This window comes from Sphingobium fluminis (genome assembly GCF_037723805.1).
Taxonomy (GTDB): domain Bacteria; phylum Pseudomonadota; class Alphaproteobacteria; order Sphingomonadales; family Sphingomonadaceae; genus Sphingobium.
Genome location: NZ_JBBJUK010000003.1, coordinates 185,192 through 197,544 on the forward strand (window position 1 = coordinate 185,192; position 12,353 = coordinate 197,544).

Annotated in this window: 8 protein-coding genes; 1 reads left to right on the forward strand and 7 read right to left on the reverse strand. The window is 64.2% G+C overall.

The window, feature by feature from the left end; genetic code table 11:
- Positions 1-44: 44 nt before the first annotated feature.
- The 5 genes from rpoB to WG907_RS10195 form a co-directional block, all read right to left on the reverse strand.
- On the reverse strand, positions 45-4,211 hold the full coding sequence (rpoB, locus tag WG907_RS10175) for a DNA-directed RNA polymerase subunit beta (RefSeq protein WP_340232662.1): 4,167 nt from the start codon (positions 4,209-4,211) through the stop codon (positions 45-47).
- 306 nt (positions 4,212-4,517) lie between these two features.
- Complete coding sequence (locus tag WG907_RS10180; RefSeq protein WP_340232663.1) at positions 4,518-5,849, reverse strand: cell wall hydrolase; 1,332 nt, start codon at positions 5,847-5,849, stop codon at positions 4,518-4,520.
- A 27-nt stretch (positions 5,850-5,876) separates the two neighbouring features.
- Entirely contained in the window at positions 5,877-6,806 is a 930-nt protein-coding gene (gene cysK, locus WG907_RS10185) for a cysteine synthase A (RefSeq protein ID WP_340232664.1), read from the reverse strand.
- Positions 6,796-8,106 (reverse strand): MFS transporter, encoded by a 1,311-nt coding sequence (locus tag WG907_RS10190; protein ID WP_340232666.1) that lies wholly within the window; start codon positions 8,104-8,106, stop codon positions 6,796-6,798. Before WG907_RS10190 ends, cysK begins: the two co-directional genes overlap by 11 nt.
- 138 nt (positions 8,107-8,244) lie before the next feature.
- Positions 8,245-8,655: a hypothetical protein gene (locus tag WG907_RS10195; RefSeq protein WP_340232667.1), complete on the reverse strand. Its 411-nt coding sequence runs from the start codon at positions 8,653-8,655 to the stop codon at positions 8,245-8,247.
- Positions 8,656-8,786: 131 nt separating this feature from the next.
- On the opposite strand from WG907_RS10195, the gene WG907_RS10200 reads away from it, so the two are divergent.
- On the forward strand, positions 8,787-8,966 hold the full coding sequence (locus tag WG907_RS10200; protein WP_340232668.1) for a hypothetical protein: 180 nt from the start codon (positions 8,787-8,789) through the stop codon (positions 8,964-8,966).
- A 27-nt stretch (positions 8,967-8,993) separates the two neighbouring features.
- On the opposite strand, the gene WG907_RS10205 is transcribed toward WG907_RS10200, so the two are convergent.
- Positions 8,994-10,625, reverse strand: a complete 1,632-nt coding sequence (locus WG907_RS10205; protein ID WP_340232669.1) for a helicase HerA-like domain-containing protein — start codon at positions 10,623-10,625, stop codon at positions 8,994-8,996.
- Between the two features lie 111 nt (positions 10,626-10,736).
- Positions 10,737-12,248, reverse strand: coding sequence for a Do family serine endopeptidase (locus WG907_RS10210; RefSeq protein WP_340232670.1), 1,512 nt, complete (start codon positions 12,246-12,248; stop codon positions 10,737-10,739).
- Positions 12,249-12,353: the final 105 nt, after the last annotated feature.

The following is a 12,353-nucleotide window of genomic DNA, read 5'->3' on the forward strand; positions in this document are numbered from 1 at the left end:
GCAAGGGCGGGCGCTGCGTTGCGAGACAGCGCCCGTGAAATCCCTTATTCCGCCGCCGCCGCGAAGCCGCCGTCATCCTCGGGAAGGGCGTCGATCGAGGTGAGTTCGACGTTGAGGCCGAGCGAGCGCATTTCCTTGACGAGCACGTTGAAGCTCTCCGGAATGCCGGCCTCGAACGTGTCGTCACCCTTGACGATCGCCTCATAGACCTTGGTGCGGCCGACGACGTCGTCCGACTTCACCGTCAGCATTTCCTGCAAGGTGTAGGCGGCGCCATAGGCCTGCAAGGCCCAGACCTCCATTTCACCGAAGCGCTGGCCACCGAACTGCGCCTTACCACCCAGCGGCTGCTGCGTGACGAGCGAGTAGGGGCCGATCGAACGGGCATGGATCTTGTCGTCGACGAGGTGATGGAGCTTTAGCATATAGATAATGCCCACCGTCACCTTGCGGTCGAACCGGTCCCCCGTACGGCCGTCATACAGGTCGCTCTGACCCGATGAGTGCAGCCCCGCCAGTTCCAGCATCGCCGATACGTCGGCTTCGCGCGCACCGTCGAACACGGGGGTGCCCATCGGCACGCCGCGTTCGAGATGTTCGGCCAGATCGACGATCTGTTCGGCGGTGCGCCCTTCAATCTGTGCGGCATATTGCTCGCCATAGATGGTCAGCAGCCGATCCTTGACAGCGTCTGGCATGACGCCCGGCTGCGGGTTGGGGTTAGCCTCGCGCCAGTCCTCCAGCGCATGTTTGAGCTGCTGGCCAAGGCCACGCGCCGCCCAGCCCAGATGCGTTTCGAAGATCTGCCCGACGTTCATGCGGCTCGGCACGCCCAGCGGGTTCAGCACGATGTCGACATGGGTGCCGTCTTCCAGGAACGGCATGTCCTCGACCGGAAGAATCCGGCTGATGACGCCCTTGTTGCCGTGACGGCCAGCCATCTTGTCGCCCGGTTGCAGCTTGCGCTTCACCGCGACGAACACCTTGACCATCTTGAGCACGCCGGGCGGCAGTTCGTCGCCGCGCTGCAATTTGTCGACGCGATCCTCGAACTTGTCGACGATCGACTTCACCGCTTCGTCATACTGGCCCTTGACCGCTTCCAGATCGCTCTGGATCTTGTCGTCGGCGACGGCGAACTTCCACCAGTCGTGACGCTCGACCTCGTTCAGCAGCGCCTCGTCGATCTCGCCGCCCTTGCGCACGCCCTTGGGCGCGGCGGTGGAGGTCTGGCCGATCAGCATGTCGCGCAGGCGGTTGAACGTCGCGCGGTTCAGAATGCCACGCTCGTCCTCCCGATCCTTCGCGAGCCGGTCGATCTCCTCGCGCTCGATCGCCATGGCGCGCTCGTCCTTGTCGATGCCGTGGCGATTGAACACCCGGACCTCGACGACCGTGCCGGCGACGCCCGGGGGCAGCCGCAAGGAGGTGTCGCGCACGTCGCTCGCCTTTTCGCCGAAGATCGCACGGAGCAGCTTTTCTTCCGGCGTCATCGGCGATTCACCCTTGGGGGTGATCTTGCCGGCCAGAATGTCACCCGGCTCCACTTCGGCGCCGATATAGACAATGCCCGCCTCGTCGAGGTTGCGCAGCGCTTCCTCGCCGACATTGGGAATGTCGCGCGTGATGTCTTCCGGCCCGAGCTTGGTATCGCGGGCCATGACCTCGAACTCCTCGATATGGATCGAGGTGAAGACGTCGTCCTTCACGATGCGTTCGCTGATGAGGATGGAATCCTCATAATTGTAGCCGTTCCACGGCATGAACGCGACCAGCGTGTTGCGGCCCAGCGCCAGCTCGCCGAACTCGGTCGACGGGCCGTCGGCGATGACGTCGCCGGCCTCGATCAGGTCGCCCACCTTCACCAGCGGACGCTGGTTGATGCAGGTGTCCTGGTTCGACCGCTGGAACTTCTGGAGCGTGTAGATGTCGACGCCCGACTGGCCGGCTTCGATGTCGCCGGTCACGCGGATGACGATACGGGTCGCATCGACCTGATCGATGATGCCTGCACGCTTGGCGGCGATGGCGGCGCCCGAGTCACGGGCGACCGTGCCTTCCATGCCGGTGCCCACGAACGGCGCCTCGGCCTGGACGAGCGGCACCGCCTGGCGCTGCATGTTCGATCCCATCAGCGCGCGGTTGGCGTCGTCGTTTTCCAGGAAGGGAATGAGCGAGGCCGCGACCGACACCAGCTGCTTGGGACTGACGTCCATCAGCGTGATGTGGTCCTTGGGCGCCATCAGGAATTCGCCGGCTTCACGGGCGGAAATCAGGTCCTCGGCCAGCTTGCCTTCGGCCGTCAGTTCCGCGTTCGCCTGCGCGATCGTGTGCTTGGCTTCTTCCATCGCCGACAGATAGACGACGTCGTTCGTCACCTTGCCGTCGATCACCTTGCGATAGGGTGTTTCGATAAAGCCATATTTGTTGACACGGCTGAAGGTGGCCAGCGAGTTGATCAGACCGATGTTCGGGCCTTCGGGCGTCTCGATCGGGCAGATACGGCCATAATGGGTCGGGTGAACGTCGCGGACTTCAAAGCCCGCGCGCTCGCGGGTCAGACCGCCCGGCCCAAGCGCCGACACGCGGCGCTTGTGCGTGACTTCCGAGAGCGGGTTGGTCTGATCCATGAACTGCGACAGCTGCGAGGAGCCGAAGAATTCGCGGACGGCGGCCACGGCGGGCTTGGCGTTAATCAGATCGTTGGGCATCACGGTCGACACGTCGACCGACGACATGCGTTCCTTGACCGCGCGCTCCATACGCAACAGCCCGACCCGATACTGGTTTTCCAGCAGCTCGCCGACCGATCGCACGCGGCGGTTGCCGAGATTGTCGATATCGTCGATCTCGCCCTTGCCGTCCTTGAGGTTCACCAGTTCCTTGACCACGGCGAGGATGTCCTCGACGCGCAGCGTGGTGACCGTGTCCTCGGCATCGAGGTCAAGGCGCATGTTGAGCTTGACGCGGCCGACCGCCGACAGGTCGTAGCGCTCGGGGTCGAAGAACAGGCCGCCGAACAGCGATTCCGCCGTTTCCTTCGTTGGCGGCTCGCCGGGGCGCATGACGCGGTAGATATCGGACAGAGCCTGGTCACGATCCTCGGCCTTGTCGGCCTTGAGCGTATTGCGGATCCAGGGACCGGTGCCGACATGGTCGATGTCGAGCAGCTCGATATGATCGATGCCGGCCTTGTCGAGCTTCTCGAGATTTTCAGGCGAAACTTCGTCGCCCGCCTCGATGTAGATTTCACCTGTCGACTCGTTGATCAGGTCGAACGCACTGTAGCGGCCGTAGATTTCCTCGGTCGGGATCAGCAGCTTTTCAAGCCCGTCCTTTTCCGCCTTGTTGGCGGCGCGCGGCGAAATCTTGGTGCCGGCGGGGAAAATCACTTCGCCCGACTTGGCGTCGACGATGTCGAAGGCGGGCTTCAGGCCGCGCCAGGCTTCGGCAAGATAGGGGATCTGCCAGCCGCCTTCGCCGCGGACATAGACCACCTTGTTGTAGAAGTGGCCAAGAATGTCTTCGGCGGTCAGGCCCAGCGCATAGAGAAGCGCCGTGACCGGCAGCTTGCGCTTGCGATCGATGCGGACATTGACGATGTCTTTGGCGTCGAATTCGAAATCGAGCCACGACCCGCGATACGGGATAACACGCGCGGCGAACAGATATTTGCCCGACGAATGGGTCTTGCCGCGATCATGGTCGAACAGGACGCCCGGGCTGCGGTGCATCTGGCTGACGATGACGCGCTCGGTGCCGTTGATGATGAAGGTGCCGTTGCCCGTCATCAGGGGCATGTCGCCCATATAGACGTCCTGTTCCTTGATATCGAGGACCGAACGGGTTTCGGTGTCCTGATCGACTTCGAACACGATAAGGCGCAGCGTCACCCGCATCGGCGCGGCATAGGTGATGCCGCGCTGACGGCATTCCTCGGTGTCATATTTGGGATCTTCCAGCACATAATGGACAAAGTCCATTTCGGCGGTGCCGGCGAAATCGCGGATCGGGAACACGCTGCGCAACGTTTTTTCCAGGCCCGAAACATAATTGATCGACGGGTCGGACCGCAGAAACTGTTCGTAGCTCTCCCTCTGAACCTCGATCAGGTTCGGCATCTGCACCACTTCGTGGATGTCGCCGAACACCTTGCGAATGCGCTTTTTGGCGCCGGTGTTGCTGATGGTAAGGGGAGCTTTGGTCGCCATGCGTATCCTGCCTTTGTTCGTCGCGTTTTTTTCGCATTGCAGCGAAATTCAGCCCGGCATGGTCACTTCAGGGCCTGATTCGCCCAGCCGCATCCACGCAAAAAAGTGCGGGTCGGGACTGTCCGATCCGCACTGCCAGCGCTTTTTGATCCCGCCGTACCCGCCCAATACTGCCGGAAACCGCCGCTAATCGGCTCCGGTCCCCGGGCGAGCCGGAGACGGTCCGTCAACCGCACGAAGCGATCTTCAGACCGGATTTATGAAAGCGATATAGGATATTGCCCACGCTTTGGGAAGAGCGCGATACTATTTATCTCTGGGGCTCGGCTTCTCGACAGGTGGCGCAACGGGTCCGATTGTCACCGTTTCGAACCGCTCCTTGCGCCTGACCCCCTTGAGTTCAGGCGCTGTGGCCTTCGCCGGGACGGTGGTGGGCAGGCGCTGGCGCATGCATTCGCTATGATTGGCGCGCGGCGACTGGGCGCAATTCCACAAGGCCCGTTGCAGCCCGCTGCCGACATTGTGGATATAGGCGAAGGCCATCGCCTCCAGCTTGGCGTCGGACAGTGGCAGTCCGGCAGGCGCAGCGCCCGCGCGCCAGGCCATGATCCGGCATTCGGGCCGCCCCGCACAAAAGGTCAACGCCATGGCGGGCCATTTGTCCGGCGCGGTCCCCCTGCCAAGTTCCACCAGAAAGGCGCGCGTGCCCGGCACGATCGCGATCAGCCGTACGCCGCCTACGGTCTTGCCCAAGGCGTCAGCGCCGATCATCTGCTGCGGCAGCGCCGCGATGTCGCCCGCTTCGCCAGTCGGCAGCGGCGAGACGGCGGAAGGAACGTCCGGCGCGCCAACATGCGCAGCCGACAGCCGCGCGATCCGGCCGATCAGCGGCTCGCCGCCCGCGCCCGATTTGCGAAAAGCGGGCGGCGTCCCCCACCAGCCGCGCCAGCGGAAAAACAGATGCGTGCCGACCGCCGCCACCTTGTCGAGGCTTTTGCTCCAATAGGGCACGACCCAGTCAGTATGATAATGGGTGGCGTAACCGACCGGACGATAGACCTGCCCGCGAAGGGCCGCACCGGCGATCGCTCGCGCGCGGTCCCACGCGGCGGCGGACGGGGTGCGGGCAAGCGCGCCGTCGCAGCTGAAGGTAAACTGGCACCCGGTCGCGCGTTCCTGCCCCTGGAACACGACACCGCACACCGTGCCGGGAAAAGCGGGGTGGCGTACGCGGTTCAGCACCACCTGCGCCACCGCTTTCTCCCCCACGGCGTCATCGCCCGCTTCATAGATCTGCGCGGCGGCTAGACAGTCGGTTGCCCGCGCAAGGTCGGTTTCCGATCCGGAAAAACGGAAGGGACGCGCAGCCGGGGCAGGGCCTTTCAAAAAGGGGATGGCGGCATTGAGAGCGCGAGCCTGATCCGTTTCGAGCGCATAGACGCGCACCGGCTCGACTGCGGGTGGGGGTGTCGACGGGCGACGGGCGAGTGCCGCCGCGACGGGCGGAAAGGCGATTTCCGCATGCCCCGCCGCGCCGCTCTCCCACGAAGCCACCAAAGCGGGCAAGCCGACGAACAGCGCTAGCCAAAGCAGCCACATCGCGGGATGCGGCTGCGTTTTGGAGGAATCTCCGCTCATTGTCGGCCCGACAACTCGTGGTCCGATCTATTCCGGCAGGAAATCGGGCACAGACAGATAACGTTCACCCGTATCATAGTTGAAGCCCAGAACCCGGCTGCCCGCCGGCAGTTCCTTCAGCTTCTGATGAATCGCCGCGAGCGTGGCGCCCGATGAAATGCCGACCAACATGCCTTCCTCGCTGGCGGCGCGCCGCGCAAAATCCTTGGCGTCCGCCGGATCGACCTGGATCACGCCGTCCAGCAACTGGGTATGGAGATTGGCGGGAATGAAGCCCGCGCCGATGCCCTGGATCGGATGCGGGCCGGGCTGGCCGCCGCTGATGACGTGCGACAGCGTCGGTTCGACCGCATAGACTTTGAGGTTCGGCCAGAGTGGTTTGAGCACCTGCGCTACGCCGGTAATATGTCCGCCCGTGCCGACGCCGGTGATGAGCGCGTCGATCGGCGCATCGGCGAAATCCGCCGCGATTTCCTGTGCGGTCGTGCGGACGTGCACGTCGATATTGGCGGCATTTTCGAACTGCTGCGGCATCCAGCTGCCCGGCGTTTTCGCGACCAGTTCCAGCGCGCGCTCGATCGCACCCTTCATCCCCTTCTCGCGCGGGGTGAGGTCGAACGACGCGCCATAGGCGAGCATCAGCCGCCGCCGTTCGAGCGACATGCTCTCTGGCATGACGAGCACCAGCTTATAGCCCTTGACCGCCGCGACCATGGCGAGGCCGACGCCGGTATTGCCCGATGTCGGTTCGATGATGGTGCCGCCGGGCTTCAAGTCGCCCGAAGCCTCAGCCGCCTCGATCATCGCGAGCGCGATCCGGTCCTTGATCGACCCGCCGGGATTGGCGCGTTCCGACTTGATCCACACTTCGGTGCCGGCCGGCGCGTCCGCAAACAGCCGCTGAATGCGGATGTGCGGCGTGTTGCCGATGGTTTCCAATATCGAGTCAGCTTTCATGAACTCTCTCCTGGCTGAAATTGCTTGCCCCCGTTTCGGGCGGATCGAAGGTGCGCGCAAGACGCAATTCGGGAAAGAGGCGCGCCCAGACGAGGGTGATGACGATCGCGCCGATGCCGCCGCCGATCACCGCCGCGACCGGGCCGACGAGCGCGGCGAGAAAGCCCGACTCGGCCTCGCCCAGTTCGTTCGAGGCGGAAATGGTCAGTTGCGACAGGCTGGACACGCGGCCCCGCATCGCATCGGGCGTATGCAACTGGATCAGCGACTGGCGGACGTACACCGATATCATGTCAGCGCCGCCCAATATGACAAGCGCGCCGATGCCGATCTCGATGGCGATGCTGTGGGGGACGAAAGCGGTCAGACCGAAGGCGATCGTCGCCAGCCCGAACAGGATCACCGCGCCCAGCATCTTGACGCCGACATCCTTTTTCATCGGTCGAAAGGAAAACCATAGCGCCGTCAGCCCCGCGCCGACGCCGGGTGCGGCCGCGAGATGGCCCAGGCCCGTGGAACCGACATGCAGGATATCGCGCGCATAGACCGGCAGCAAAGCGGTCGCTCCCGCCAGCAGCACCGCGAACAGATCAAGCGTGATCGTCGCCAGCACCAGCCGGTTGGAGCGCACATAGGTCAGGCCGTCGATCATCTGGCGCACCGGATGGCGGGTCGTGTCGCGCGGCGGCTGGGGCACCGGCCCGATAAAGATCATGGCGATCAGCGCAGTCGCAAACAGCGCCGAGGCGAGCGCATAGGCACCCCACGGCGTCGCGGCATAGGCATAGCCGCCGAGCGCCGGCCCGATGATCGACCCCGCCTGCCACGCGACGCTCGATATGGCGATGGCGTTGGGCAGTGCCTCGCGCGGCACCAGATTGGGCGCAAGTGCGCTATAGGCCGGGCCGTTAAAGGCACGGGCAATGCCGACGACGGCGGCGATGCCGAAGATCAGCGGCAGGCTGACCCAGCCTTCATAGGTGGCGAGGGCGAGGATGGCGGCAGCGACGATCAGCAGGCAAAGCGTGATGCGCGTGATCTTGCGCCGGTCATAATGGTCCGCGACCCAGCCGGTCACCGGGGTAAGGAAAAACAGCGGCAGGAACTGGGCGAGGCCGATCAGGCCCAACTGCGCTGCCGCGCCGGACGTGTCCATCGTTTCACGTGCGACGTTATAGGCCTGCCACCCGAGCACGATCATCATGCTATATTGCGCCAGAACGGCCGCAAGCCGTCCGACGAGATAGGCCCGGAAATTGCCGTAGGAGAGGGGATGCGAAGCAGGCGGAAGAACGGTCATGAATCCGCCTTAGCGCCAGCCGCCGCAATCAGGCAACCGCGATGGTAGACAATTACGGCAGCCTTACCGGGTCGGCTGGCTTCACCGTCGCTTGACCATCCATGGCTGTCGATGCCCCAACCACCGGCGGCCAAATATTCAGGGTTGCAACTTGATCCCGCTGACCGATCCGTTGCGCACCGAGCAGACGAAGGCGATCGCGCCATGGCCGTCGCCCGGATCGACGCCGCCCTCGACCTCCCAGCCGGTCGCCATGGTGCTGGCGCGTGGCGTCCCGACGATTTTCGCACCGCGCCCGGCTTCGGCCAGCGCTTCGCTGGCACAGGCGCGGCGAGCGCCGGTCGCGCTTCTGATCGAGCCATAACCGGGGGAGGCATAGGGCTGGCGTCGGTCTTCGCGTTCCGCCTGCCGCTCGCGAGCGAGATCGCTCAGGATGGCGGCGTCCGCGGCGCGGCGCAGTTCGCGATTGCTGTAATTGCCCTGCGCGATGGCGGGACTGGTGACGAGCGCCAGCATCAGGGCGCAGGCAGTGGTTAAACGGTGCGACATGATCAATGTCCTCCCTGTCGGCTCATTCTGCCCTGCCTGTCCCTGAAAGTCGAGGCTTGGCTGATTATCGCGCCTTTACAAATGGACCGGGTGGGGCATGGTGCATGCCTCAAAACCCAAGGATGCGCACCATGCCCGAAGATGTGATCGCCGCGCTGGAACGGCTTCAGCAATTTATCGGTCGCCTCGGTATGGATGCTGTCGTCGACGTTCAAAGCGGCTTTACCGTCGCCGACGCCACCTTGCTGATCGGCGAGGTCGAAATGGGACTTAGCCGTCATCGCGACGATGTTCGCGCATTCGACCGATGATCCTGCTCACCGCCCTGCAGGTTCGGCTTATTTGAACAGGCTGCCCAATATGCCGCGCACCAGTTTCCCGGCAATGCCGCCGGATGTCGATTTGCGGCTGGACCCGCCGAACACCGCGCGACCCAGTTCGTTCGCGACCTGACGCCCTACCGAAGACCCTGCCGCGCGCGTCGCCGACTGGATTGCCCGGTCGAGCGCGCCGGGTTTCGTCGCCTCGCGAGCCGCGACAGCATCGGCGCGGGCCTTCTCCTTGAGCGCGGCTTCCTGCGCTTTCGCTTCGACCCTGGCCTGCTGAGCGACCGCCTTGTCGGCTTCGTCCTTGGCCTTGGCGGCCTGCGCTGCGGCAGCGGCGGCATTACCCCTTGCGGCCAGGATTTCTTCGGCGGATTCCCGGTCGACCGCCTCATCATATTTGCCGGCGCAGGGCGAGATCGACTGGATGATCGCGCGCTCCTTCGCATCGAGCGGGCCGAGGCGTGACCGGGGCGGGGCGATCAGCGTGCGCTGGACGATGCCGGGCGATCCATCTTCTGCCAGCAGCGAGACCAGCGCCTCGCCGGTCTTGAGTTCGGTGATGGCCGTTTCCACGTCGAGATCGGGATTGATGCGGAACGTGTCGGCAGCGGCCTTTATCGCCTTCTGATCGCGCGGGGTGAAAGCGCGTAGCGCATGCTGGACGCGATTGCCGAGCTGCCCCGCGATTTCCTGTGGAATGTCGATCGGGTTCTGCGTCACGAAATAGACGCCCACGCCCTTTGACCGGATCAGGCGGACGACCTGCTCGACCTTGTCCTGCAACGCAGGGGGCACATCGTCGAACAGCAGATGGGCTTCGTCGAAGAAGAAAACCAGAACCGGCTTTTCCGGGTCGCCGACTTCGGGCAGCGTCTGGAACAGTTCGGACAGCAGCCACAGCAGGAAAGTCGCGTAGAGCTTGGGGCTCTGCATCAGCTTGTCGGCGGCAAGGATGTTCAGATAGCCGCGACCCTTTTCATCCACCTTCAGGAAATCATGGATGTCGAGCGCGGGCTCGCCAAAGAAATGCGCCGCTCCCTGCGCATCGAGCTGTAGCAACTGACGCTGGATCGCGCCGACGCTGGCCTTGGTCACATTGCCATAGCGGGCGGACAGCGCATCGGCATTTTCCGCGCAATAAGCGAGCATCGCCTGAAGATCGCCGAGGTCGAGCAGCAGCAGCCCTTCCTCATCGGCATATTTGAAGGCGATGGTCAGCACACCTTCCTGCGTCTCGTTCAGGCCCATCAGCCGCGCCAGCAACAGCGGCCCCATCTCGCTCACCGTCGTGCGGATCGGGTGACCCTGCTCGCCATACAGGTCCCAGAAAATCGCGGGATTGTCGGCATAGCTGTAATTGTCGAGGCCGATTTCCCTGGCGCGGGCGACCAGCTTGTCGGCATTTTTCGCGGTTGGCGATCCGGCCATGGCCGCGCCCGCCAGATCGCCTTTCACATCGGCAAGGAACACCGGCACGCCCAGCGCGGAAAAGCTTTCGGCAATGCCTTGGAGAGTGACCGTCTTGCCCGTGCCGGTCGCGCCCGCGATCAGGCCATGGCGATTGGCGCGCCTGAGGTTCAGATATTGCGGGACGCCGCCATCTTTGTCGGGGCTGCCAAGACCGATGAAAATGCCGTCGCTCACTGGCTTGCTCCCCATAAAGTTCGGGCCGCGTCGACCGGCGCCCACCTACCAGTAAAGTAAGGCCGGGCGGTCCGGCAAGCGCGGCCCGTTATGATTATCAACCGCCGGCGTTTATTTGTCGCGCAATCGCACCGGCAGGAAGGTCGTCGGCTGGCCGCGACGCAGGACCTGGAGCAGGATAGCGTTGCGCCCCTGCGCCGCCACTGCCTTGACCGCCGCGTCCAGATCCGCCTGGCTCGCCACCGGCCGGTTGTTCGCGCTGATGATCACGTCGCCGCGACGCAGGCCCTTGGCGCCCGCATCGGTCGAGGAGTCCACTGCCGTGATGACGACGCCGCGCGTATCCGCCGCGATGCCGAGCTGGCGGATGATGGCGGGCGTCAACGGGATGGCCGAGATGCCGACCGATTGCTGCGTCGCCTGCCCGCCCTTCGACGGATCGTCCTGCTGCTGGTTGAAATCATCATCCTGCGCGGGCGCGAAGCTGGTCAGCTCATCCTCGGACGGACGCTCGCCGACGATCGCGGTGACCGTCTGGCGCTGGCCACCCCGGATGAGGATGATCGGCACGCGCGATCCGATCGGCTGGCTGGCGACGATGGACGACAGATTTTCGTCCGGCGTCACTTCCTTGCCGCTGACGCTGACGATGACGTCGCCGGGCTTGATCCCCGCCTTGTCCGCGCCCTTGCCCGGCTCCACGCCCTGCACGAATTCGCCGCGATTCTTGGCGAGCCCGAGCGAATCGGCCAGATCGTCGCCAAGCGGGCTGATCTGGATGCCCAGATAACCGCGCTTGACCTTCTCGCCCTTGCGCAGCGTGTCGATCACCGGCACCGCCTGCTCCGCGGGAATCGCGAAGCCGATGCCGACATTGCCGCCCGAAGGCGACAGAATCTGGCTGTTGATGCCGATCACATTGCCGCGCATGTCGAACATCGGGCCGCCACTATTGCCCTGATTGATCGACGCATCGGTCTGGATGAACTTGTCGTACGTCCCGCCGGTCGCGCGATGCACCGCCGAGATGATGCCGGCCGTCACCGTGCCCGAAAGCGCATAAGGGTTGCCGATCGCGACCACCCAGTCGCCGACGCGCGCGCGGGTGCTGTCGCCGAACTTGACGAAGGGCAGGGGCTTGCTCGACTGGATTTTCAGCACGGCGAGGTCGGTCGCCGGATCGCGGCCGATCAGCTTGGCGGGATACTCCTCCCGATTGGTGAGCGTCACCGTGATGCTGTCGACGCTCGCGCCTTCCGCACCCGCCGACACGACATGATTGTTGGTGACGATATAGCCGTCCGCCGAAATGATGAAGCCTGATCCCAGCGATTGCGCTTGCCGCGTCTGCGGCTTGCCGCCGCCCTGCTGGCCGAACATGTCGCCAAAGGGCGTCCCGGCGAAGGGGTTCTGCACCGTCACGCGCTGCTTGGTCGAAATATTGACGACGGCCGGCTGGAGTTTTTCCACCATGTCCGCGAGGCTGGCCGGCGCGCCCATGGGCGCGGCCGCCTGAATGCCTTCATTCTGCGCGGTCTGGGCACCGACATTGGAACTGGAGGTTACGGCGATGGCGGTGCCGCCGAGCAGCAGGGCGCCGGTAATGGCATAAGCGTAACGCACTCGTGAGGGTCCTCTCATGAATCTTCGGGAGCGGAAAAAGCGGGACTCTGGAATGTTCGGGATGCGCCGCCTTGCCTTAACCCATTTTGAATGACGCTGGTTCCG

Bases quoted from the DNA above. Each gene is read 5' to 3' on its own strand.
- rpoB (WP_340232662.1), bottom strand. From the start codon at position 4,211: ATGGCGACCAAAGCTCCCCTTACCATCAGCAACACCGGCGCCAAAAAG.
- WG907_RS10180 (WP_340232663.1), bottom strand. From the start codon at position 5,849: ATGAGCGGAGATTCCTCCAAAACGCAGCCGCATCCCGCGATGTGGCTG.
- cysK (WP_340232664.1), bottom strand. From the start codon at position 6,806: ATGAAAGCTGACTCGATATTGGAAACCATCGGCAACACGCCGCACATC.
- WG907_RS10190 (WP_340232666.1), bottom strand. From the start codon at position 8,106: ATGACCGTTCTTCCGCCTGCTTCGCATCCCCTCTCCTACGGCAATTTC.
- WG907_RS10195 (WP_340232667.1), bottom strand. From the start codon at position 8,655: ATGTCGCACCGTTTAACCACTGCCTGCGCCCTGATGCTGGCGCTCGTC.
- WG907_RS10200 (WP_340232668.1), top strand. From the start codon at position 8,787: ATGCCCGAAGATGTGATCGCCGCGCTGGAACGGCTTCAGCAATTTATC.